A 25,421-nucleotide genomic window follows, 5' to 3' on the forward strand; every position below is an offset into this window, starting at 1 on the left:
TTCCGTGTCTCCTCTCCGGTGAGCATTCTGCTTTCCCTTCGTCTCGTTTTCTTGCTACAGGTCATGAACTACAAGATCTACCATTCGCCTATATTCCATCGCTGCTGCAACGGGTGACTCTGCTTCCCATATACCAGACATCACCGCAATTCCGCTTGCTCCGGCATGATAGAGCTCTGGAACATGATGAGGTTGTATGCCTCCCAACGCTATCACCGGAATGGCCGACAATCTGCAAATGCGTTCAAGCTGTGCTACACCCCGCGGTACAAGACCGGCCTTACAATAGGTCTCATATACATGACCAAATAGTACATAGTCTGCTCCCCCCTGCTCAGCGGTCTGCACCTCCTCCAAGGAATGTACAGACACTCCACAGCGTGTACCCACTGGAAGCAGACTTTTCGCATCCATCACAGATAACCCATTAGCAGGTAGCTGGACAGCTCTTGCCAAGGTAAGTAAAGCTACGTCCATACGGTCATTTACTACAATTTGCTGCAAAGGAACTTCCTGCTCGATCATGCTACGAGTCAAAGAAAGCAAAGCAGAGGCACCCTTCTGTTTCGAACGTGCGTGTACATAATGAATATAAGGACAAATAGCGGCAGCCACTTTGGGTACATCCACACAGGAGACACTTTCCATCGTAATTACGTGTAATTCGATCTCATTTTCACCTCACTTGGACTAAAAAATATAAAATAATCGTATAAGCTGAACTATATTGTTGCAGCTCCCTATTGGGTAATATCATACGGAGCCAGCCACATGTACCAGCAATAATGAAAGGAGATCATATGTAAATCCGTCTACGGAAGCTCGAACAAATGAAGATGAACGAAACGCAAAAAGCCACTTCCCAGAGGAAGTGGCTTGACAAACGTTCAAAATCGAACGGACTATTATATCCGTAAACGTATATCGTTCCCTGCACAAACAAAAGTAAAGATCTACTACCTTGTTTGTACAGTACTCACTTCCCTACGCTGGCATAACCCAGATCAGGTACAAAGAGTCCGAAATCCATTTATTTCGTCTCAGCCGCATGGGCGGCTCCCCTAGTGTGGCTATTTTATTGTATCAGCTAAAGATAGCTTAGCATATTTTCCTAATTCTGCAAACCCCACCTTGTGTGAAATCTGTCAGAACTGGATTTTAGTTAACTTTACTAGACCACTCTTCTACATTCCACGTTTTGGTTACCCAATCCTCGTAAAAATCCGGTTCGTGGGATACAAGCAATACGGTCCCTTTGTATTCCTTCAAAGCGCGTTTGAGTTCATCCTTTGCTTTGACATCCAAGTGGTTGGTAGGCTCATCAAACAGTACCCAGTTGCTCTCACGCATTAACAGTTTACAAAGGCGGACTTTAGCCTGTTCTCCACCACTAAGCGCAGACAAAGGCCGGGTGATATGCTCATTCTTCAAACCACAGCGCGCCAAATGCGCTCGTACTTCATGCTGATTCAAATGCGGAAATTCATTCCATACATCGTCAATCGGTGTAATTTTCTCCGCCTTTACTTCCTGTTCAAAATAAGCAGGCTGCAAGAAATCCCCTTGATAGGTTTTTCCGCTGATTGGAGGTATTTTCCCAAGAATGGTTTTGAGCAACGTAGACTTACCAACACCATTGCAGCCAACAATTGCGATCTTTTCGCCACGTTCGATCGTCATGGACATTTTAGGCAAAAGAGCATGAGTGTAGCCAATTTCAAAATCAATACCCTCAAAAACCGTTTTCCCGCTCGCACGGGCTTCTTTGAACTGAAAGGTTGGCTTTGCAGCTTCTTCAGGCTTATCAATACGTTCGATCCGATCAAGCTGCTTTTCACGGCTTTTTGCACGGCCTGATGTAGATGCGCGCGCTTTATTGCGCTGAATAAAATCTTCCTGTTTCTTAATATATTCCTGCTGCTTCTCATATGCATCAATATGCTGTGCTTTGTTCAGATCCGCCATTTCAAGAAACTTTTCATAGTTAGCTGAATAGCGGGTCATCTTAGCAAATTCAAGATGGTAGATTACATTAACGACTTGGTTCATAAATTCAGTATCATGTGAGATGAGGATAAAAGCATAGGGATAATCCTTCAAATATCGCGTAAGCCATTCAATATGCTCCACATCCAAATAGTTGGTAGGCTCATCCAGCAGCAATACATTCGGCTTTTCCAACAGCAACTTAGCAAGAAGCACCTTTGTCCGTTGCCCACCACTAAGTGCTGCTACATCCCGATCCAGTCCGATGGCAGAGAGACCTAATCCATTCGCCATTTCTTCAACCTTCACATCAATGAGGTAAAAATCCCCCATATCCAATTGCTCTTGAATTTCTCCCATCTGTTCCAGCAAAACTTCCAACTCTTCGGGAGAAGCCTCTCCCATTTTGTCTGTAATTTGCATCATTTCCTTTTCTAGTTCCAACAAAGGAAGAAAAGCGTCTTTTAATACATCACGTACTGTTTTGCCCGGCGTCAGCTTGGTGTGCTGATCCAGATAGCCATAACGTACACGTGGAGTCCATTCCACTTTGCCTTCATCTTTAAGCAATTTTCCAGTCAGAATGTTCATGAGTGTCGATTTACCAACACCATTAGCTCCTACCAATCCTACACGTTCCCCCGCAAGTAATCGAAAGGAAACATTTTTAAATAATGCACGGTCCCCAAAGTTGTGGGATACATTTTCTACAGTCAATAAACTCATAAGCTGTTTTTGGCTCCTTATTGTCATCGGCACTGCCGAGTGTTCTTATTTCATCAATCTTTCGTTTCTTTCAAAGCTTTATTGTAGCACATTCGGCACCCTTATCGGAACATTGAAAACAGCGAATTTTAAGGTTTTCAGATGGAGTGGCCTAAAAAAAGAAAACCAGCTAATGTTAGTCAAGGGGTCCACCAACATTTTAACGAAAATATACGCTAAGGACATGGCTTGTTTTTTTGCCCTCATTGCCCTTATTAATCCGGATTTGAAAGTAGTAGAAATCGACATCGGCCAACTTGATATTGGTCAACTCGCTTCCCAAAAGTCGGTAAATAGCAACGTATTGACAATCAATATGTCTTGAAGGTTTTTCGCTTGCTAAATCATATCGAAGTAGCGCTTAATCTCCTCTTCGGTAGGTACATAAGGAGTTTCTTTGCTTCTTTTGGCAATTTAAGCTTCAAGCTCAGTTCTAAGATGTTGAACCAGACTCTAAGATAAGCATAATGGTAAGATCGGAATTATTGCGTTGAAGTTAGTATGCAGAAGCTTACAATTCCAAATAATGAATACCTTAATAATTGATAAGTTCTAATAACAATTAAAAAACAGAACTCTATGTAGACAGTCCTCATGAGTATTGAAGGAATAATAAAATGGAGAAAATGTAATTATCCCGGCCTGGGTTCCGGACCGGGAAGAAATAAAATAAAATAAAATATAATTGGATTTATTTATCTTTCAGCAGACATGGCAATTTCTTTTGATTCATGAACTGTTCCAAATGGATGCTCAGGCGGTGCATAGATAACGTATATCTTAAGGGGCATATTTCCTGTATTAATTACATTGTGCCATTTTCCAGCAGGTATCATAATTGCATAGCCATCATAGGCCATCACTTGAAAATCTAATTGGTCTTTCCTATCCCCCATTTGAACAAGTCCCTGACCTTCTTCAATACGTATGAATTGATCAGTTGTTGGATGAGCTTCTAAACCGATATCATCGCCAACATTAATGCTCATCAGAGTCACTTGTAAATGTTTTCCTGTCCATATAGCGGTACGATAATTTTTGTTTTGTTTTGCAGCCTGGTCCATATTCACTACAAATGGACTTTGTCCATAATCTCTTAATATTGTCTTTTCATAGAGATTACTGTCGTTATTATACCAATTGTAGTATTGAGGATCATAACTCCGATAATTGTAATTACAGCTGTTATACATAGGAATATGCCATGGAAAGTGATGGCATGATTTATGGTACATACTCATTCTCCTTTATTTGATTCAGTGTTTACTTATCATATGCGGCTACCTATATAAAGGACTAAAAAACCTTCAACAATAGGCAAAAGCCTAATTGATGCCAAGACAAAAATATTCACAAGCGTTTTCGTCCTTCACTTCAAAAGACGTTATTACTTAAAGTTACATTTAATACCATATACTCCCAATTGGTGTCATCTTCTTCGGAACTCCCCCGGTAAGTCGAGTATTAAATTCCATTTATTTGACTCACTCTTTAAAAAAGCAGTGACCATAAAGGCAAAAGACTAGGCTGGCACTGCTTCTATGGTGCTATCGGCTTGGCTTGGAGATTCGTCTATTTCTCTGCCCATTTCAAAACAAAGTTCTTCCCGGCTAACGTCATATTAACCTCCTATTAAAACAGGCCAACCTTTTGGTTGACCTAATAATACGAAACCCACCCCGGAGGGTGATTATTTTAAGCTGTTATGATATTGGTACTCAAAATAACCAGCAGCTGCCGCAGATTTTTCATCCGTAAAACGCTCAGTCGTTTGAAAAGGGGCTGGATATGAATCTCTATAAAAATATTTCATTCCAGTACCCGGTTCTATGCCACCAATAATAGATTGCTTTCGGACGACTCTTCCACCACCAAACCCATAATTATTGTAATATCTGTCTCCAACTGGAATGCCTTGGATAAACGCGATCATACCCACATCATCTATTGTGTTATACCACTCCTCTTGTGAAATGAGTGGTAGGGTGAACGTATAGGAAATGCCATTCCGTGCTGCTTTTTCGTTATGGACATTAATCAGTCGAGCCAGATCTTCCTGAATGGTGCGAACAATGGTGGAACGGCGTATTTGCTCAAAGGTTAATGAATTGTTCAGTAACGAAATGGGGGTCTGACCCTCAAGCTCTTTTTGAACCCCCTCCACCCATCTGTGATTCTGCGCATCATAGGCATGTAGATAATTATCCAGGGTGAATCCCACACTATTGCCTGCGGAATCAACATAGGCATAAGGCTTTTTTTCGCTCCACTTGGGGCCTATAACCGCTTGTCCATACGCATCTTTATAGGATGATGAAGCGAACGTATAATAACCATCATAATCCAGTATCACAATAGCTGGTATGTAATTCAATAACGCACGTTGTGCTGCTGTATCCCCATCAATGTCCATATTAAGGAAGAAAGTGTGCAAGAATGTGGCCAGCGCTTCTTCTTTATCTACACGAAAAAACTTATCTGATCCATATCCGGCCTCGCGTTCCTGACGTTCATTCTGTGAGAGCACAACACCTGCATCCTGAACTGCGGTACGGAGAGCAGACGTATATTTCATTTCTAGCTGCTGTACTTCACGCTGATTCTGCACTCGTAAATCACTAACCACACCAAAGGGCAAAAAGAGTAGGATAAATATAACTGCAAAATCAGTAATCTTCATTCAAAACCATGCCCCCGTAAGAAGCTGAAACTGCCGGCTTATCGTTATCTATTCCACCCAGAAGCCATGATTTGTATAAATCCGCAGGAGTCCGATTCGTATTATATAATCGTACTGTAAAATAATCACCGGCCATCAAGGTATACCGACGTATCTGTTCCGACTTGGGCTGCGAATGATCAGGAAACAGTACAGGTAAGATTTGCGGGTTATAGTAACTATCGTATACAACTTCATAATTACCCAGAAAACTGTCTGGCTTCGCCGCATCTGCATAATTCGGTACATATTTTTTGTGCATATGCTCCAAATCAACTTCGTACGTATTGCCTGTCAGCTCCAGATCACGTATAAAATCGTTATACATCGTCGGTGTAATGTAACCTTTGGTTCTTACCATATCAACAAAATGTACAGTCGAATGATATGTATTTAACCCGGATATATCATCCTGCCGTTCAGCAGCTTGAGCTGCGGGTACGATGTACAAAAGTAATACAGCTAGCAGTGCTCCCAACAGCTTAGATATTGTTTGAACCACTTCAGTCCTCCCCCAATTTCTCAAAACGTACAGATGTTATGTCTCCATTCCCATTACGCTGTGAGTACATGGCATATATAGAGGAAGCATCCAAGGTAGATACATCAGGCTCAAACGGTTCAGAATATACATCGTACTCTGAACCGTCAACTTGAACCGAAATCCCCTCCTGCAAGTTCAAGCGAATGGTCTGAATGACTTGAGTCCCTTTAATCCGTTGCGGTGTCTCCACCCCTATAGTACGGGAGATCCGTCCCTCAGATTGCTCCTCCTGCTGCGACCTTAATTCCAGTGCGCTATCCAGTTGACTGGACAAGTTTGCTGCTGCTGCACATGCGGTTACAAATAGAATAACTGACACACCAAGCCGCAGCATACTTGAAGCGTGATCAGACATACTCACGACTCCCTTATAACTATTATTCTTGCTGTACTACTTAAGACTGGGTAAACAACAACCCACGTACCACGTTAGATTTGTCTTTAACGATTTCAGCCTTGAATTTACCACTTGGATTTACATATTCATTCTCCTTTTCATTCAGTGTATTCGCGATTTTTCCTGTCTTATCACTGCCGCCATTCACAGCGCCATACTGCTCACTGTCTGGACTAATGTTCAGAGCATTTCCGTACCACTGTCCTGACATGTTTTTGCCAGTTTTAATTTGAATACCGAACTGGTCCTTTCCCTGAAACTTCCGCAGCGCATTGGTTACCTGGGAGCCGCTAATCGTTGTGCCGTCGTATACCGTAAAAGAGGCTTGAGACAATTCGGTCTGGATATCGGCGAAATTGTTTTGTGCCGTTTTAGTGGCTTCCTGAGCTGAGATAAACAGTATAACTACAATTGTGATTAGTGCGATGGTCAAAAAAATCCCAGCGGCTACCTTTAATGCCGTTGATGCATTATTCATCTTTTTCTCTCCTCAACTTGTAATATTGGTTAAGCATTATTGAACTTACTTACTGAATTTTTTGTATTTGCTCATAATAGCTATCCATTTGAACAAAGCTCATTCCAATCAGTGGAATTACCAAATATAAAAAGATAAGACCATACATTGGGGCAAAACCAATCATCCTCCCCCAGATCGCCTTGCTGTCTATTATTTTTTCATACTCCTGTTTTCTTTGTTCAAAATAGTAGGACATATGGGATTCCAAATCATCAAATGCCTCTCTAATGGTAATTTTACCCAAAGATAAATGGAGCTTGTCCACCAGACGTTGAAATTCCGGCAAAGGTGCTTCTTCTTTCAACAAATCGAGAGCTGCCTCTGGCCCATGTTCATAATGAAGCAGACATTTTTGCAGAGGTCTTTTGAAGATTACTGAAAATCTATTCAGCCACTCCAATATTTCCTCGACAGACATTCGTTCCATAACCCGTAAAATGGAAATAACCGTTTGAAACTGATAGACCTCATGCTTCATGTCCAAATGACGCATTTTCCGTTGCAAATATAATAAAAGTATGGGCATTTGGTAGGCTACATACCCAGCAATCATACTAATCAGTACTTCCCACCACTTTATATATTCTTCATTCCAATCTTTCAGCTTTTGGAGGATTCGATGAGTATTCCTGGATAGCTGCTCTGGAGTAGCTGTGCCATTAGCATAATGTTCTAAAGCAGCGTACGTTCGCTCGTATGTGCTGTCCGCTTTCATGTTCAACATTTGCATGATTTTGCGGTCAATCTCACTCTGCTTCAAAGCTTCCTTTTCCTCTGTCGGACTTAAACGTCCAAACATTTGCCCCGATTGTACTGGCGCGTGAAGGATATGCGTTTTTTCAGCTCCATGTAAAACAAATATAGTACTAATACTAAGCACTAATCCTAAGATAAAAAGAGCAATTCTGCGTATGTAGAGCCACTCGAGCTTTACCTCCGCACCACTTTCCTTTAAGAGTCGGGTTATCTGGAAATAAGATGACATATGCTGCCGAGGAATTAGAGAATCCACCATATTACGAATGATGGGCATACGATATAACCTCTGCTCCCACACCCTCTGCCCTTTACCCGCACGATATCCTGTCTCGTCGGACTGTTGCAGTTTCTGCAACAGAAAGTAGGATAGGATGATAACAATGTAAACGGTCAATTTTGTGATATAACCCAATTTCCCCTGATAAAACTCATCCATGGATGGAAAGCTGGATCTCGCCCATCTCTCGATTGGGGTAGTAAAGAAAACAGGGGCCAGAGCGATCACGTTTAAACTTTTTAGCAGGTAGTCCAGTTTATTTCTCCTCAGCAACTCCAACTGGATTTCGCGTGCAAGACTGCCTAGCCCCTTTAAATAAATGGAACCACCATCCTCAACCCGATCACCAAACTCCATGACCATATACGAGATACCAGCAAAGGCTTTTAAAAACCGATTTGGAGCTGATTCATAATATCTTTCGAGGGCCTCGTGGGGATCTGCATCTGTCAGCGCCTCATGGATGAGCCGTGCATGTCTTCCAGCCTCTGCCTCTGCTAAATCGGCTGCTTCGGATATGGCTTCTTCCACCATACCGTGCTGATGATAGTGATGACGTACATTGGCGAACAATTCGATCATTTGCCCAAGTAGCCTTTTTTCCATTTGGCTAGTGGTCACGTCTATAATAAGGCTGTTGATTACCACTCCGCATAAAACGGCCAATACAGCAAACTCTATTCCTGGTTTCATCATCAACAGCACAACGCCGCTGCAAGCAAAAGCCCCCCAAATGAACAGTATCATCTTCATGGTCTGCAGACGAAGCTTATACTCATCGTATGCATGCTGACCAGCTAGTCGCTTACGTACACTTGTGATGTATCCAGCTGTGATAGGGACCCTCATACACAGCGTATACAATTTATGCATTAAAGTTTGAAGTTCCCGTTGAAGTACCGCTTTTCCCTTTCGTGCTTCCTGTACAGAATGAATTCTACCTCTGAAAACTGCATAGCTCTTATACTTATGCAACCCATACAAAACTGTATATAGAACTGCAAATCCCCCACCTGATATAAGCAAAACCCACAATAAAATTTCTTTAAGACTCATAGTCTTCCTCCCAATAACGGGTCAAAAAACTGCGGAAATCTGCCGCATCGTTTGCATTCATCTGCTCACACATTTCTTCTACACTTTTAGCTGTTAAGGGCTCCATTGGTATATAGCTTCCATTTCGATATTCCATAACATGGCGATAGCTATAACTCGATGAAGCATTGGGACCTATATTCGTATGCTCTGGATTACGCGGTACACATTCTGTGATCCGTTCGATATAACGCCGCCCTTGCGCATCACGCTTGAGATGAACATCAAAGTTAATGACATGCACTACCTGTTCTTCAGCAATACCTTCATGCTGAAATACTCCTGTTTTGAGCAGTGAATTACGAAGTGAAAATACAAGATCACGAAATGTTTTAGCATGGTGAGTAAAAATAGTAAACAAACTAGCAACCTGCGACATTTGAATCATCCAAGCAGCTACTTCATCACTCGCTACTTCGCCTAGAATATTGACGGTTCCATCTGTTTTTTTCTGCAAGTCAAGACCTTGTTGCCCTGAAATGTGATCTGTTTCTCGAAAAGTAAGAATATTACGGCGACTGTAAATGCTGCGTAGATGCAGTTCAAAGGCCATTTCCTGAACGCGAAGCGTATACGAAGCGTAAATATGCTTGACCATCGCCATTAACAATGTTGTCTTACCTGAACCCTGCGCACCTGTAATTGCAGTAATCCGACTGCCTTTCATTAGATATGATAGTAGCTGGATTGGAACATCAGCGTTTTGTCCCCTAATTAACTGTTCGAGCGAAGCGCTTTGAATATCAAATTTACGAACAAAGAAAGCCCATGATTCAGAGAAAGGCGGGCGCACTACTACTACCCGTGATCCATCCTTCATCTCATTGACCTTATAACCATTCGCTTCAGAAAGCTGTCCTGGGTAATTGTATTTGTAAATATTTTGACATACCCTTTTAAGCTCACGTTCCGATCCAAAGGAGAGGAATGAAAGGTGGATAGTTTTACCTTTGTAGAAAATCCATACACTCTCATATCCATTCGTTATGGGCGCAGAGGTTTGTTCAAATGCATACCTATCTGAAGGCCACTGTGGTGATGAAGAAATACTCCCTTCCGGCACACCACTTACACCCCCACTTACACCATCGATCCTCTGGTCACGAATATCATCAATGACAGAAAAACCTTTGTAATGTTGATAAATCCGCTGCACAATAATATCCACTTTCTCCATAAAGGAAAGGGGACGGTATTCACAGTCATAGATATAGCGGATATCCTCTGTCGTTACGAAATAGCTTCCATCCTCTTCACCTTGCTGTGAATACCTCATTTCGGCTAAGTCATAAGTATCCAGCAAACGTGATAGTGCATCCGCGCCAAATTTCTGCTGATATTGGTAAAAAATAATTTCGAATTGATCTTGTGTGCTAAACAACTCAGGTCTAGAGAATGGCATAACAGTATCGGCGATTTTCTCGTTCAATCCGTAACCGTTAATCAGAAGCTCACTCATCAGATTTTTAACAAAACGTTTATCTCCACTGCTGCCATTGGCACAGTCCTTTAACGCCCTTCGTAGTTCTGCCCTTTGATGGATACGCCGCCTATATTCCTCTTCATGTAATCCGGCATCCGCCATCTGGCTATGACTTAGTTCATGAAGCGCATTTTTGATATACTCTATCAATGTTTCGAATGTGGCATCTTCGCTCTTTGGTTCTACCCGAAGAGCTGAATGTTGCGAGTGAAGATTTCCTCGATATTTAAAAATAATCAGTACGATGCACAGTAGCACAATGCAGGTAATAATTAATCCGTTGATCATATGAGCGGACAGCATTAAGCGCCCCTCTCCAAAGCCTTGAGCCGAAGATCGGACTCTGCCGCCTCCAGAATAGCTTTGCTAATCTGCCGTATGCTCTGCGCCCATCCTACAGACATAAAAGGCTTACGTTGCTGCTCTTTTCCACTTCGCACCTCGCGTTGCACATGACCAATCACATCCCTGCGGTTCCATGCATCCATAAAGTCGGTGCTGTAAGGGACTGTAAGCAAAGTACCCTTGTAGCCATATCTCCTGCGGATATTCGCTTCATTCGCTTGTGAATGCACATCATATTTTCCAAGGACAACTAATATGGGTAATGACGAATATGTGGATAATGGAGACACAGATTCAAAATAAGCGTCCAACTCACGCATATTCTGAGTGAGCGAAAGAACGGCCAGTTTGGCTTGTGCACATGCTTCATGCTGTACAGCCCCCCAGCCTACTCCACTCCCTGCATCAATCAGCGTTAAATCATAATATTGATTTGCTGTATCAATTACCACTTTTACAAGATCAGGGGAAAGTAGCGGCGGTGCAGCTCCAAAACCAGAGGTTCCCTCAAGTACATCCAGAGTGTGTTCTAGTACAGGTGTCGTATAGTTACGAATATTTTCTCTAGACAGCGTCCCTCTCAGAACTAAACGTGAAACAGCATCCCAGCCCCCTTCCTGAATCTGTAGACTTGGATCGTCCATGCCATACTCCTGTATAGGAAATCCTGATTCAATACCGGTATGCCTACGGCCCAAATGAGTCAACAAAAGTCTTCCTCTATATAAATTACCTATGGTAATTGCTATTGCTGCCGCTAATGAGCTACTTCCACTCGCTCCCTTAGTGGGGCTCCAAAACAAAATGGTGCTCATGCTCTCCTCCTTTCCGCACGCTTTAGCGCACGACGACTTTCTTTTATCTCCCAACTCATCCATTCTCCAATACAACGGCACAATTCTCTCTTATATATTCTGGATAGAGGTTTTAACAGAAGCTGTTTTTTATGCTCATTTTCTAGCTTTAGAGCAAGCTGTCCTTCATCCCATGGCAGTACATACGGCTCTGGTTGCCATAAGGCAGGAAAGCGATTCATGTATTCCCACAAATACGCCTCCTCCACACCGCAATCCACTGCCTGTATAAATAGCTTGTGAAATACAAGATCTTTGGGAAATCCAGGTTGGCCAAACAAATGCTCAAGCCAATTCTGTCCGCTGTGCATTAGCATGTGGCTATAATCACTGACCCAAACCCGGAGTTCCGAAATTTTCCAAACAGAAATTGGACAAAAATCAGGTAGCTCTACATCCAAAATAACAATGTCATAAGTCTGTTCTGCCTTTTGATCAGCCAGCATACCGATATGCAGATCTTCCCATGCTGTAAATCCAATCGCCACATCGAATCCACAAAACTGTGTAATGGGTAGTGGTTTATCGAGCATTCCTATGCTGTACCGATATTGTCCCCGCAGTGTAGCGTCCACAAGCAGTACCTGTTGGCCTGAAGCTGCCAATACGCTGCTGATGTATAATAAAGTATCGCTTTTGTCACAAAGACCGGCAAATATCCATGTTTTCATACTTCCGTTCCTTTTCTCTCATTTATTTGGCATACGGATCAGAGCTACCACCCTGCGTTAGAATCTTCGTTTGTTCTTCGTGGTCCTGTTCCTCACTCCCTGTATCATCAATTCCACTTACTGCATCTTCAATAGTTGTGCCTGCATGCTGAGCTGCAACCTCCTCACTTAGACCTTTTTCCACAGGTGTTGAAATCACATTGTTTGATGAATTAATTGCATTTTCTAGAGAATTTCGTAGCTGCTTGGACAGTTTTTGTTCAGCAACATGGACTAAATTCGGATCACTATTCATTAACGCTAACACCTGTGCATTAGGCGGATAGGTCTGTATGGCCTTGGGCTGAAATTGGGGATCTACATATGTCAGAGCATAGATGGATGCTTTATGCAGATAGGCATCTACAATAGCACTCGAAAGGGATAGTATTTCCTGCTCATTCATAGTAACCCATACGGTTGGGCCTTCTAGCCGAGAAATCTTCTTTTTGGATAATAGAATGTAATCCTGACCTGTTGGAAATTGAATGCGAATATCTACCTCGTCCCCTGGCTTCAGGCTGCTGGGCAGTACCACCACTTTTAACTCACGGTTGCGTAGATCCTTAGGTGTGGGTTCATCAGCAGTAATCATAGCTGATGTAAGCACAGCTCCTTTTTTTAGTTCTATCTTAGCTGTAGTGCGAGAAACTTCACTTTTATTTGTCAACAAATTAGACGGGGCTTGAGAACCAGGAACCTTAATTCCCTTCAAATCATTAGATGTAATCTGCTCGCCTGGTGAAATGTCACGAACAACCGCCCAGCCTGTTTTCGCAGTCCGTTGCTCTTGTTCATACAGTTTCCATTTCTGCTCTGCCTCCACCTTTGCCTGCTTCCTGATCTCACTCATTTGATGGATATTCACCATAAGGTAGCCCACAAAGATCATGCCTACAATACCCGCGCCAACACAACCTGCATATAGTTTTTGTTTGCTGCTTTTTCTTAGCTTGGACACACAGCTTCTCCCCTACCTCTTTAGATATATACCTGCCTATTTAGTGCTGTTGTTTAAGGAATCTGAAACGTCTTTTCCGAGTGTCTGTAATGACTCCACGAAAAAGCTCGTCCAATACCTGATCCATTTCATCATCCCGTTCGAAAGGATCTGAATGGAACGGCAGCGCAAATACTTTATCGTGATCTAGCTCCTTTCGTAACCTGCGGACAGCCCCCGAGGGTGCCAATGGCAAGCAGTAATTCCATTTGTGTTGCGGATGACGCTGAAGAGATCGGGCTAGACCCGTTATATCCTGAACTCTCCATTCGGCCCCTGAGCCGACAACTAGCGGATAATCGGCTCTCAAAAATTCTTCCAGTCGTTCATTGTCCTGCCCATTCCCCAAGTCCAGTACGATAAATCTGTAGGATCCGCCCAGCAAGGAAATGACATCTGCACGAGATGTTTGCCGCCAATAATGAACTCCATCGACTTCAAAACGCCGACTTGAACTTGCTTGTCCAACAGGTATGCCTTCCACGACTTCTTGCAGTCGGGCAAATGCCTTAGCTGTACTATGCAGCTCAACCAAGGCTACGGAGTGGGTCTTTCGAGCCAAGTAGTGGCTCACTGCAATTGCTGTGTGTGTAGCACCGGAGCCGGAAGACACACCCAACACTGCCACTACCCTTGTTCCAGCATAATCCGACGAAGCATTACTAACAGATTTCCCTGGTTGAGCAGACTGAAAATTAGCACTGCGCCTCAGTTCTCCAATGACCTCCTCAGCAGACTGAAATCGTTCCTCAGGATGATGCCGCAGCAGCTTTCGAATTATTGGAATCAAATGTCGAGGCAATTCCCCGCGAATATACCCTTCAACTCCTGCTGTCCACTCGCTATATTTACCACCTGTACATAGATACAATAGTAACGCCCCTAGACTGTACAGGTCCGAGCGAGCATCCGTCTGTCCTGTTCCATATTGCTCTGGGGCAGCAAAGCCCACTGTGCCCAGCTTTATCGTATCCTGATCCAGCTCGGACTTATAGCTCCTCGCTATCCCAAAATCGATTAGCTTAAATTCCATTTCCGGTGTCAGCATAATATTCGCCGGCTTGAGGTCCCGATAAATGACTGGCAATTGGCGGGTATGCAAATAATCAAGTACATCCAGTACCTGCAGAGCGAATGGAATGATTTGCTCCTGTGGAATACAGCCTTGGTATCCCCTCATGTATGCTTCCAGTGTAATTCCTTCGATGTAGTCCATAACCAGATATACCGCACCAGATGGAGGATATTCAAAAAAATCAACAATCCTCGGTAAACGTGGATGGCTTAGCGAAATCAACATTTCGGCTTCCGTCCGTACAATCTTCATTATTTTTGGGTCGGCAATCGACTCCTTCACTGCCCAATGCTTGCCCGGCAGCTTTAAATCTTCGGCCATGAACACGCGGCTCATGCCTCCCGAACCTAACGTACGAATAATTCGGTAACGTTCACCGACAATTGACCCGAACTCTAATTGTGATGGTTGATTCATCATTCTCTTACCTCCCTTCTACAAGCAGACAACACAAAAAAGGGAAAGCCACCGCAAAATGAAGTCTTCATAATGACATGAAAACAATTTTCGCGGGATGCTTTCCCTTGATTTAATACAAATATTTTTTAAAGGAACAATTTGGATTTATTATATAGCACACTGCATCTATTGTAAAGAATTATTTTCCATACTTGATCATATACAGGGTAATCTCATCTCGGTTATGGAAAAGCTGTTTGGCTCGCTGAATCTGCATGCCGGACTCTTCAAAGGAAGCAATCACATCATGAATAAGCGCCAAGGGCTTTTTATGCATTAGCTTGACTGTTACGATAGCCGTACCACCACTCCGCAAACTATACAGTAAATCAGTAACGAGCCTTGCCATCTGTTTTGGACTCCAACTCATATCACAAACCAGCAGATCGAACGAATTCTCTTTAAATTTGACTTCACTTGCATTTTTACGCAAAAATGTCAGATTGGCGTACTTCATCAGCGATGGCTCCATCTTGGCCGGATCAACCGCTGTAACTTTCAATCCACGCTCCAGCAAGAAGGAAGTCCATCCACCCGGTGCTGCCCCAATATCCAGTCCCTGATGGAAAGCGCTAAAATCAATGCCGAACGTTGCTTCTGCTTCCAGTAGCTTGAATTTGGCACGCGAGATCTGTCCGTCTTCCTTCTGAAAACGAACTGCACCTCCGCTCCAATCTGATAGGTTGTCCTGAGGATGTGATACGCCTGCGTACCACGTATCTGTATCTGCAAAAACGGATACAATAACATCGGCGCCATGCACTACCAATTCCATAGGTAGATCACTTAATTGTTCACTCAAAGCCAGCTTGAGCGCACCTGCGCTTTCAGCCCAACTGCTATTAGATCCTTTGCGTACTTGCAAAGAAACACGTTGATCTATCAATTCCCTGCGGTTACGGATAAATGCAACCAGACGCTCTTGCACTTGAACCAGATCCGTACCTTCCTCCTGAAAATGAACAGGAAACAAGTGACGCAGAAACATCGGTGGCTGACCTGTAATCGTCTTCACTGCCTCAATTTCTTGCGCAGGTAATGTTGCTAGAAAAATTTCACCAGGTAGAAGCATCGTGCTTTTCACAGAGCCAAATAATCTTCTAAGCTCCTCCTGAGCATAGGGTGCAAAACCATGGTTGGCCGTACAAACAAATCTCGATGTCGACAAAGTGGACTCACTCTGTTCATCTGTATTCACGTATAGTTCCTCCAAAATAACGTTACCCTCCAGCGCACACCCGAATCCAGGGACGTTCTCCATCCCATTCCAGCTCAACTGGAACTTCATAAGTGTGCATAATCAATTCTTTCGTTAAAACTTCTTTTTTCAATCCAGCAGCTGCGACCTTGCCATCCCGAATCAACGCAACATGCGTAAAGAGAGGGACAATCTCCTCAATGTGATGAGTTACATAGACCACTGATAAGTCTCGCTTGCGAAGCCGATCAATCTCGACCAACATCTTTTCCCGTTCAAATAAATCCAATCCGGCACAAGGCTCGTCCATTATCAGTAGGCGAGGTTCAGCCATCAGCGAGCGGGCCAGCATTACCTTTTTACGTTCTCCTTGAGATAAGGTACCTAACGGGTGATGAATCAGATCGCCTAAATTCATACCCTCCAAAAGAGATACGGCTTTTTCTTTTGCCTCCGTCGGAATCTCCTGATAAAAACGCAAAAAAGCATACGCACCTGTAGCTACCACTTCCCAAACGGGATCTTTTAGCGCCAGCTTTTCCAGTAATGTCTGGCTAATGTATCCGATCTGCTTGCGAACTTCCCGCACATCACATTGACCATACGTTTGCCCAAGCACCTCAATCGTACCACGACTTGGAAACATATACCCTGTCATCATTTCCAACAATGTTGTTTTGCCGGAACCATTTCGACCCAGAATAGCCCAATGTTCACCTTCTCGTATTTCTAGGCTTACATCGTCCAAGATACGTCTTTCTTCCCGCTGTAATGTAATGTTCTTCATGGATATCATTCCATCACGCTCCTTATCCTGCTCAGCAAGTGTTCTACAGATTCCATTTTGTAGATGATTTCAGGATTTTTGTTTTCACCATTATATATAAGAAGCGCGGGGACACTGGAAATCCGATACTCCTGAACCAGTTCAGGAATATAGTTAACGTTGCTCTGCACCACTGCTCCTTCGGGGAGCAAATGCTCTGCTACCTCTAACATTCTACGGGCAGCCGCGCATGTTCCGCACATGGGAGTGTATACAAACAAAGCCAGCTTGCATCCCTCCCATATGGCACGGCGTGCTTCTTTTTGTCCGATCTCTTTCATCGCTTAGACTCGTTTATGATCTCTTGCATACGCACCTCAGGAATCGGCCCGTTATGCACAGTGACTCCCTCCGGCTTATTCGCATAAAGCAGTTCATACATGGCTCGCCGCCCCTGCGGACTGGAGGAATGCAAGTAAATTTCACGCGGATATAACTGTTTACTTGCAATAGCAGCAGCTACATCCTTTCCCGTCGGTTGACCCGGGCCCAAATCATAATCTAACGATAGTATCGAAATTGGGTATTCATGAAGCAGAAGCAGACACTCATCCGCGTCCCTTGCCAGCTTAAAACCTGGAGGACAAGGTCGATAATCGTCCATAAACAAATACACCAACTTCTCCTCCTTCTTCCCAAAAAAGTAAGCTTACATAAGCCTCTAAGATAACTATTATTTATTTAAAATAATTTACTCCCAGCTTTGAATCATTCGAATGTCCTCCTGATGTGTCCCATCAGGTCCCGCCTCACTCTCCAAAACGACGGGAATACCTCTTACAGCTTCTTGTTCTGTTATCCAGCGCATGCCTTCAATACCAATGTAACCTTGCCCTACGCGCGCATGTCTGTCTTTTTTAGAGCCGTACGGGTGTTTGGAATCATTCAAATGAACTCCGTACAGCGCTGACCAATAACCGAGACGGTCCCCTTTTTCAAACAAAGCCTCGTCCACTCCACCGTTCCACAATCCTGCTGCATACGCATGACAAGTATCCAGGCAAAATCCGATGCTGCCAGGATCTCGACACAATTGGCGAATTTGGACCATTTCCTCGAGCGTGGTTCCCATGGGACCGTGATCCCCAGCTTGATTTTCAATTAATATTTTAGCATTTCCCTGCCAGCCTTCGAGCACATCATTCAGACAATTAATAATATTATGATAGCCCTCCAGCGGGTCAGACGAATGCATATGCCCAAAATGAACAACTATCCCCTTCGATCCACAGGCTTCAGCAATATCCAAATCGTTGCGTAATGAAGCAACCATCAGCTCATAAAGTTCCTGACCGCGTTCGCGACCATGAGCTGGATTAACGGGATAGGGCGAATGAGCAATAGATTGAAGCTGGTGCTCTGAACAGTAATCTTTACAAGCAGCAGCATCTATGGAGTTCCATTCCTTCAGCTTGAGACTACGAGGATTTTTCGGAAAATATTGAAATGAACGTCCTCCCTGCTCTCGTGCACGTATAGCAGCTTTGGAAAAGCCACCCCGCGTACTCACGTGAGAGCCGATAAGCAATTTAGGCATCATGCTGCTGCACCGGGCAATAAAATGCTTTTTTCCCCGCCAGCTCGACTCTTACAATTTTCCCACCGCTTGGAGATTCTTCTCCTTCACGGTCATATACTCGACACTGATGATCAAAGCCACCTGTGAGCGTGTCTCCCTCCATTAGAGGCATTTCCATATAACCGCCCTCCGCAGTAGCTTCACGAAGTACGGATTGAGTAGCATGATATAGCTTTTCCACTTTTTCTGGAGACTGTACAATGTTTTGCACCTTGGAACCCGGTGTAAATCCGGCGATATATGCAATTTCGTCTGAATAGCAATTGCCAATCCCCGAAAAAACCTGCTGGTTTACCAGTGTTGTTTTCAAAATTCCCCGTCGTCCTTTTAGACGTGCTGTAAAATTTTCCAATGTCATACGACGGTCTAACGGATCAGGTCCCAGGTCTGACAAAGCTTCATCTGTTTCTTTAGCCGTCAGCAAGTGCAGATAACCTAAGCGCAGTCCGATAAAATAAAGCTTCGCTCCGCTAAAATCCAATTCGATCTGAACCGTACGGTCTGGACGTTGCTCCTCCGTTCCCAGATACAACAATCCTCCCAACATGAGATGAAGCACAAGCCGTTTACCCGTATTTAAATGAAAAATCAAATGCTTGCCCCGACGCTCTAAATATACAACGGTCGCACCTAGCAATTGCTTCTTAAAGGTTTCCACTTCAGTATTAATGGACTTTTCACGGCTAACCGCCACTCCAGTAATTGGAATGTCCAAAATTTGTTTTGATAATAAGATTCTGTAGTTTTCCATTTCAGGAAGTTCCGGCATATCAACATCTTTCCTTTCGTAGCTCATAGCTTTGAATTCTCATATATTTCTAAGTCATATCCTTTTATGATTTCAGCTCTTTTTGCATCCATTCCTGCAGTTCGTCCAAACTTTCAAACATCAGGTCAGGTTTTACTCCAACGGCACGAATATGTTCATCCATATTAGCGCGAGTCGTCACACCCGTCAGAATCAGAGCTGTTTTACAACCTGCTGCTGCACCTGCCGCAATATCTGTAAGCATATTATCGCCCACAACCAGAGCTTCATCCGCTCTAATGTTCAAGCGATTTAGTGCATAATTCATTAGCATGCTTGAAGGCTTGCCGATGACGACCGGTTTGACCTGTGAAGCAGCTTCAATGGCAGCTCCAATGGTACCTGCACCTGGTGTAAGCCCGTCATGCGAAGGCAATTGTAGATCCGGATTTGTCAAAATAAATGTAGCTCCCTCACGAATCCAACGCATGGCAGCTGCCAGCGTTTCATATGTAAATTGACGATCTATCCCCTGTACCACATAATCAGGATGATTCTGAACAAGCTGCAAGCCAGCCCCTGTGAGTGCCTCGCGTAATCCCGTTTCACCAATACAATATACATGAGCTCCAGGGCTTTGCTGTGCAACATATTGTGCAGCTGCTAACGCTGAAGTATATACTTCATGACTAGCTGCTTCAATTCCCATACCAATCAAATGCTCGGCCACCGATTCGGGTGTGCGTGAAGCATTGTTGGTGACATATGCATAAGGTATATGCTCTGAACGCAATCGCGAAATGAACAGATCCGCACCCTTGATCATCCGATTTCCATGATAAAGTGTTCCATCCAGATCAATTAGTAACGATTTTATCGCAATCCCCTCCCCCGCTTCATTTCATACATCATAACATTGAAAATAATAATTCACCCCATGAATGGTATTCTCCTTTTTATTTAACCACCTGAATGACTTAGGGCATTAAATAATCGGTCATTTCCATTCCTCTCATCTATCTTAAGTCAAAAATGCTTATGAAGTCCATGTATTGCTGGTAAACCATCCAAAATAGCGTCATCCCTCGCTAAAAGCCGTCGCTTCCACATAGCATAAGATCATTTCTTCGTCGAATCTCATCGAAGATGCTACGTCTTCAAAGGAAATTCCCTGTATTTCCTGGGCGTACTCAAGCAACTAAATCCTTTAAATTCGATATATAGAAGCTCCAATATGACATGCCTCCATATGTGGTAGAACAATTTCGTTCATCCCATACTAATGCCCGTCTCACCTCTTGTCGCATCCTGCGCTTTCCCGGAAAATAATTTCTAGGGAAAAAGAAAAGCACCGGAGCAAGCCCCGGCACCTATGCACATATCTTCTCTCCAATCATTTATTGGCCGATATCAGGTACCGGTAACAACACATGCTGCTCCGCAAGCAATGAATTGGGGAATAGGCTTCGCGCTTCCTCCAGCAAAGGCTGAAGCTGCTCTTGATCTTTATACCTAGAACTAAAATGCGTCATAATTAACTGCCCTGCGCCTGCGGCTTTGGCAGCTTCCGCTGCCTGAAGCGCCGTACTATGATGATACTCGTACGCCGTATCCGCCAGATCATGCAGAAATGTGGCTTCATGAACGACGACAGTTGCATCTCGTGCCAGCACTACTGTATTCGGACAAGGTCTCGTGTCACCTAAAATAGTGACGATCCGCCCTTTTTTAGGTGAACCCAATACATCCTGAGGATGCAGAATAACTCCACCCTCTACTTCCACACTTTCTCCACGCTTTAATTTACCGTACACTGGGCCAGGCTTGATCCCGTATCGCTCCAACAGTTCTTGGTTAAGCTTACCGGGCTTATCCATCTCTACAATTCGGTAGCCATAACTGTCGATCCGATGATCCAATAAAGCTGATTCCACCCGAAATTGACCGTCATCGAACAGAACCCCGCCCGTATGCTCCACAATATGTAGTGGGTAATTGATACGAGATTGGCTGATCCCTAAAGATAGCTCAATATATTGCTGAAGACCAGGCGGTCCATATACCGTCAGAGGTGCCGTACCTCCCTGATATGCCCTGCTCGACAAAAGACCCGGCAGACCAAAAAGATGATCCCCATGCAAATGAGTGATAAATATTTTTTCAAGTCTGCTCAGCTTGAGCGGCGAACGCAACACTTCCTGTTGAGTGCCTTCACCGCAGTCAAACAACCACATGCTTCTTCGTTCCTCCAGTAAACGAAGAGCAATGGACGTTACATTTCGCTGAATTGTAGGTACCCCTGCATTTGTACCGAGAAAATATAATTCCATGACATTTACCTTCTTCCTGCTGACCAGCAAAAAACCTCCGAAGCTCGGAGGGTTTTTGCTATCCCATCTGATAAAGGTGTTAAACCTTTTCGACGTTAAAATACTGCGCCTGAGGGTGGCTGAACACCATGGCTGATACTGAAGCCTCCGGTTCCATCATAAACCCTTCCGTTAGCTCAACGCCAATGTCCTCAGGTTTTAACAATTGGAACAACGGTCCCTGATCCTCCAGATCCGGACATGCCGGATAGCCAAAGGATACCCGTATACCTTGATATCTGGCGCCGTGCCGCTGTTTCATCGTCATATCGGCAGGGTCCGGGAAACCCCAGCTATCCCTGATAATATGGTGAAGCCGTTCTGCTAACCCTTCTGCCACTTCGAGCGCTACCGCTTGAAGTGCATGTGAGCGCAGATAATCTCCGTTGTCTTTCCATTGGGTAGATAGCTTCTGAATGCCATGACCAGCGGTAACAACCATAAAACCTACATAGTCCATAACCCCTGATTCCACTGATTTCAAAAAATCAGCCAGACATAGATAAGGCTCTACCTGCTGACGTGGAAACGTAAATGTGTGCAGTACCTTGCTTACATCCGATGGATCATAGATTAGAATTTGGTTTCCTTGGGACTGAGCTGGGAAGAACCGATACATAGCACTCGCCTGAATAATTCCGTCTGTAACAGCTTCAAACATGATGCTGTCTACGGTTTCCTTCAACTGAATCGCTTTCGGATCCCCCGAAGCTAGCAGTTGCTCAACATTGCCTTTTAAGCCAAGATGATGCCCCATTAGCATCTGCATATTCACATAAGGCAGAATATAATTCAGTGGGTAGTTACGCAGTACATGGCGATCCGTATCCGGCGGGATATAGACGGGCAAATCCTGAGCAATGTTAGAACGTACAGCCCGAGTTAGCTTAGGGAGCGGCTTGACCTCCACGACCGTTGCCGCTTCCGCCTCCTGCTCAGCCTTCATGTCCTCGGCCATTTTTTTACGGGACTCAGGGTCCATAAGCTTATTGGCAATATCCAGTCCATCCATAGCATCTTTCGCATAGGCTACCAGCCCATCATACTCAGGACGAATACGATTTTTAGTAAACTTACGCGTTAAGGCAGCTCCACCAACCATTATTGGAATATCAATGTTCGCATTTTTCAAATCCTGCGCGGTTAGCACCATTTGTTGTGCCGATTTAACAAGCAAACCGGACAGGCCGATCATGTCAGCCTTTTCTTCACGATAAGCCTCAATGATGCGTTCTGGTGGTACTTTTATACCCAGATTTACAATATGGTAACCATTGTTGGATAGAATAATCTCCACCAAATTCTTACCTATATCATGCACATCACCTTTAACCGTAGCCAACAAAATTTTACCTTTTACTGAGGACTCATTCTTCTCCATGAACGGCTCTAAATAAGCCACGGATGCTTTCATTACTTCAGCGCTTTGTAGAACCTCCGCAACAATCAGTTCGTTGTTGTTAAACAAACGTCCTACTTCTTCCATCCCTTTCATTAGCGGTCCGTTAATAATCTCCAGAGAAGAATATTTAGCGAGCGCTTGCTCCAGATCCGGGATCAGTCCCTCCTTACTTCCCTCCACTACATAGGAAGCCAGCCGTTCTTCGAGCGAAAGGTTTGATATCTTCTCTTTTTTCTCCACTTTCTTGTTACGGAAAGCTGCTACAAATGCAGATAACGTATCGTCATTTGTTTTATAGATCAGGTCTTCCGCCAATTTCCGTTCATGCTCGGGGATCGATGCATAGCGTTCAAGCTTCTCCGTATTTACAATTGCATAATCCAGTCCCGCTTTGGTGCATTCGTACAAATAGACAGAATTGAGCACTTCACGACCCGCTTCCGGTAAGCCAAAGGATACGTTACTAATGCCCAATATAGTATGAACCCCAGGAAGCGCTTCTTTAATGATACGTATGCCCTCAATCGTTTCCTTAGCCGAACCGATATATTGCTCATCCCCTGTTCCTACTGGGAATACGAGCGTATCAAAAATGATATCCTCCGCTGCCAGACCGTAACGGTTCACCAACAGATCATAAGAACGCTTAGCTACCTCGAGCTTATCCTCACGCGCAATTGCCTGTCCACGTTCATCAATCGTTCCGACAACAACAGCAGCGCCGTATTTATGAATAATAGGAGCCATTTTCTCAAATTTCTCTTCACCATCCTCCAAATTAATGGAGTTAATAATTGCCTTACCTTGCGAATATTGAAGTGCTTTATCAATAACTTTAATATCCGTGGTATCAATCACCAATGGTACTTTCACCTTGTTTACAACCAGTTTCAAGAACGCTTCCATATCTATCATTTCATCACGGTCCGGATCTTGCACACAAATATCAATGACATGTGCTCCGCTTTTTACCTGAGCGCGCGCAATTTCAGACGCCTCTTCATATTTGCCTTCCACGATCAAACGCTTGAATTTCCGGGAACCCAGAACGTTTGTTCGCTCACCAACCATATACGGACGATTATCCTGTTCAATATACACAGGCTCAATGCCTGATACGGCAGGAGGATGATGACCTACGAGCTGACGTGGCTCAAACTGCGCCATACTTTCACTCATTACTCTTATATGCTCTGGAGTAGTACCGCAACAGCCTCCCGCAATATTCAACCAGCCTTTTTCAGCGAAAGCAGCCATTTTACGAGCTAATGAATCCGGCGATTCATGGTATTGACCATTTTCATCGGGCAAGCCCGCATTTGGATAACAGCTAATAGCTGCAGAGGACATTTCAGACAAAGAACGAATATGATCACGCATAAACTCTGGACCTGTAGCACAATTCAGTCCAATCGAGATTGGATGTAAATGTTCGAGTGATATGCAGAAGGATTCGATGTTTTGTCCGGCCAACGTTGTTCCCATCGGCTCAATCGTGCCAGAAATCATTAATGGAAGCTCAATCCCTGTCTGCTCAAAAGCCTGACGAATTCCAATGCTACCTGCCTTAACGTTAAGCGTATCCTGTGAGGTCTCCAACAGAAGAACATCTACCCCACCTTCAATAAGCGCCAAAGCCTGCTCCTGATAGCTTTCAATCAGCTCTACAAATGTAACACCGCCTGTGACAGACAAGGTTTTTGTAGTTGGACCCATAGCTCCTACAACAAAACGAGGCTTGTCCGCAGTGCTGTACTTATTCACCGCGTTACGCGCCAGTTTGGCCGCCACCAGATTAATTTCACGGGCACGTTCTGGTATATCGTAATCCGCCAAAACGACGGATGTCGCTCCAAATGTATTCGTTTCAATCAGGTCTGCTCCGGCCTCCAAGTATGCTTCATGAATCCCTTGAATGACATCCGGTCTTGTTAAGACCAACATCTCGTTGCAGCCTTCTAACTCTTCCCCACCAAAATCAGCGGCAGAAAGGTCTTCCTGCTGAATCATAGTGCCCATAGCCCCATCAAGAAGGAGTATTCTTCGTTGTAACGCATCCTGCAAGCTAACTTTATCCAAAATTTCTTCACCCCCGCAAAACGTTAAATCCTAGTTTAGCAGAAACCGTATCATTTAGATAGATTGAAGTAAAAACATACGTTTTATGCAGGCTATTCTTCTTTACAAACGACTTAGCTGATCTATTTTTGTAGTATGCATCGTTATAGACGAACGTCTTTAAACTGTATCGTATTACTATAGTCGTTCCCACATAAATGCTTCAGCCTGTATTGTACAACTGGTTAAGACA

Annotated in this window: 22 protein-coding genes and 1 riboswitch; all 22 genes read right to left on the reverse strand. The window is 43.9% G+C overall.

Going from position 1 to position 25,421, the window contains the following annotated elements; all coding sequences use genetic code 11:
* Positions 1-54 precede the first annotated feature (54 nt).
* Positions 55-648 (reverse strand): thiamine phosphate synthase, encoded by a 594-nt coding sequence (locus ACUC6J_RS13335; protein WP_016821920.1) that lies wholly within the window; start codon positions 646-648, stop codon positions 55-57.
* Positions 649-964: 316 nt separating this feature from the next.
* Positions 965-1,073, reverse strand: a riboswitch (TPP riboswitch).
* 85 nt (positions 1,074-1,158) lie between these two features.
* Positions 1,159-2,712: an ABC-F family ATP-binding cassette domain-containing protein gene (locus ACUC6J_RS13340; RefSeq protein ID WP_013371468.1), complete on the reverse strand. Its 1,554-nt coding sequence runs from the start codon at positions 2,710-2,712 to the stop codon at positions 1,159-1,161.
* 734 nt (positions 2,713-3,446) lie between these two features.
* Entirely contained in the window at positions 3,447-3,986 is a 540-nt protein-coding gene (locus ACUC6J_RS13345; protein WP_025365028.1) for a cupin domain-containing protein, read from the reverse strand.
* A 455-nt stretch (positions 3,987-4,441) separates the two neighbouring features.
* A complete protein-coding gene (locus ACUC6J_RS13350; protein ID WP_025365029.1) occupies positions 4,442-5,431 on the reverse strand; it encodes a hypothetical protein in 990 nt (329 codons plus the stop codon).
* Positions 5,418-5,972 carry a hypothetical protein gene (locus tag ACUC6J_RS13355; protein WP_045244605.1) on the reverse strand — a complete coding sequence of 185 codons (555 nt, stop codon included), beginning with the start codon at positions 5,970-5,972 and terminating at the stop codon, positions 5,418-5,420. The genes ACUC6J_RS13350 and ACUC6J_RS13355 overlap by 14 nt, the downstream gene beginning before the upstream one ends.
* Before the next feature lies 1 nt (position 5,973).
* Positions 5,974-6,369, reverse strand: a complete 396-nt coding sequence (locus ACUC6J_RS13360) for a hypothetical protein (RefSeq protein ID WP_016821929.1) — start codon at positions 6,367-6,369, stop codon at positions 5,974-5,976.
* 40 nt (positions 6,370-6,409) lie between these two features.
* Positions 6,410-6,889, reverse strand: a complete 480-nt coding sequence (locus ACUC6J_RS13365; protein WP_016821930.1) for a hypothetical protein — start codon at positions 6,887-6,889, stop codon at positions 6,410-6,412.
* A gap of 49 nt (positions 6,890-6,938) precedes the next feature.
* Entirely contained in the window at positions 6,939-9,023 is a 2,085-nt protein-coding gene (locus ACUC6J_RS13370; protein ID WP_447248970.1) for a hypothetical protein, read from the reverse strand.
* Positions 9,013-10,848 carry an ATPase, T2SS/T4P/T4SS family gene (locus ACUC6J_RS13375; protein ID WP_025365031.1) on the reverse strand — a complete coding sequence of 612 codons (1,836 nt, stop codon included), beginning with the start codon at positions 10,846-10,848 and terminating at the stop codon, positions 9,013-9,015. Before ACUC6J_RS13375 ends, ACUC6J_RS13370 begins: the two co-directional genes overlap by 11 nt.
* Positions 10,848-11,705 (reverse strand): hypothetical protein, encoded by an 858-nt coding sequence (locus ACUC6J_RS13380; protein WP_017427708.1) that lies wholly within the window; start codon positions 11,703-11,705, stop codon positions 10,848-10,850. The genes ACUC6J_RS13375 and ACUC6J_RS13380 overlap by 1 nt, the downstream gene beginning before the upstream one ends.
* Entirely contained in the window at positions 11,702-12,415 is a 714-nt protein-coding gene (locus tag ACUC6J_RS13385; protein ID WP_016821935.1) for a hypothetical protein, read from the reverse strand. The genes ACUC6J_RS13380 and ACUC6J_RS13385 overlap by 4 nt, the downstream gene beginning before the upstream one ends.
* A gap of 22 nt (positions 12,416-12,437) precedes the next feature.
* On the reverse strand, positions 12,438-13,415 hold the full coding sequence (locus ACUC6J_RS13390) for an SAF domain-containing protein (RefSeq protein WP_447248971.1): 978 nt from the start codon (positions 13,413-13,415) through the stop codon (positions 12,438-12,440).
* Positions 13,416-13,455: 40 nt separating this feature from the next.
* On the reverse strand, positions 13,456-14,949 hold the full coding sequence (locus tag ACUC6J_RS13395; RefSeq protein WP_019687422.1) for a serine/threonine protein kinase: 1,494 nt from the start codon (positions 14,947-14,949) through the stop codon (positions 13,456-13,458).
* Positions 14,950-15,127: 178 nt separating this feature from the next.
* Positions 15,128-16,186 carry an SAM-dependent methyltransferase gene (locus ACUC6J_RS13400; RefSeq protein ID WP_016821938.1) on the reverse strand — a complete coding sequence of 353 codons (1,059 nt, stop codon included), beginning with the start codon at positions 16,184-16,186 and terminating at the stop codon, positions 15,128-15,130.
* 22 nt (positions 16,187-16,208) lie between these two features.
* Entirely contained in the window at positions 16,209-16,982 is a 774-nt protein-coding gene (locus tag ACUC6J_RS13405) for an ABC transporter ATP-binding protein (RefSeq protein ID WP_017427705.1), read from the reverse strand.
* Positions 16,979-17,293 (reverse strand): thioredoxin family protein, encoded by a 315-nt coding sequence (locus ACUC6J_RS13410; RefSeq protein ID WP_447248972.1) that lies wholly within the window; start codon positions 17,291-17,293, stop codon positions 16,979-16,981. Before ACUC6J_RS13410 ends, ACUC6J_RS13405 begins: the two co-directional genes overlap by 4 nt.
* The gene (locus ACUC6J_RS13415) at positions 17,290-17,628 is read right to left on the reverse strand and encodes a cyclic-phosphate processing receiver domain-containing protein (protein ID WP_016821941.1); all 339 of its coding nucleotides are present in this window, start codon (positions 17,626-17,628) and stop codon (positions 17,290-17,292) included. The genes ACUC6J_RS13410 and ACUC6J_RS13415 overlap by 4 nt, the downstream gene beginning before the upstream one ends.
* A 75-nt stretch (positions 17,629-17,703) precedes the next feature.
* Complete coding sequence (locus ACUC6J_RS13420) at positions 17,704-18,552, reverse strand: deoxyribonuclease IV (protein ID WP_029515048.1); 849 nt, start codon at positions 18,550-18,552, stop codon at positions 17,704-17,706.
* The gene (locus ACUC6J_RS13425; RefSeq protein ID WP_026065468.1) at positions 18,542-19,360 is read right to left on the reverse strand and encodes an Fpg/Nei family DNA glycosylase; all 819 of its coding nucleotides are present in this window, start codon (positions 19,358-19,360) and stop codon (positions 18,542-18,544) included. The genes ACUC6J_RS13420 and ACUC6J_RS13425 overlap by 11 nt, the downstream gene beginning before the upstream one ends.
* A 64-nt stretch (positions 19,361-19,424) precedes the next feature.
* Positions 19,425-20,165, reverse strand: a complete 741-nt coding sequence (locus tag ACUC6J_RS13430; protein ID WP_447248973.1) for an HAD-IIA family hydrolase — start codon at positions 20,163-20,165, stop codon at positions 19,425-19,427.
* 571 nt (positions 20,166-20,736) lie between these two features.
* A complete protein-coding gene (gene rnz / locus ACUC6J_RS13435) occupies positions 20,737-21,669 on the reverse strand; it encodes a ribonuclease Z (RefSeq protein WP_016821944.1) in 933 nt (310 codons plus the stop codon).
* Between the two features lie 79 nt (positions 21,670-21,748).
* Positions 21,749-25,189 (reverse strand): methionine synthase, encoded by a 3,441-nt coding sequence (gene metH, locus ACUC6J_RS13440; RefSeq protein ID WP_447248974.1) that lies wholly within the window; start codon positions 25,187-25,189, stop codon positions 21,749-21,751.
* Between the last annotated feature and the right edge of the window lie 232 nt (positions 25,190-25,421).

The organism is Paenibacillus sp. JJ1683 (assembly GCF_053006485.1).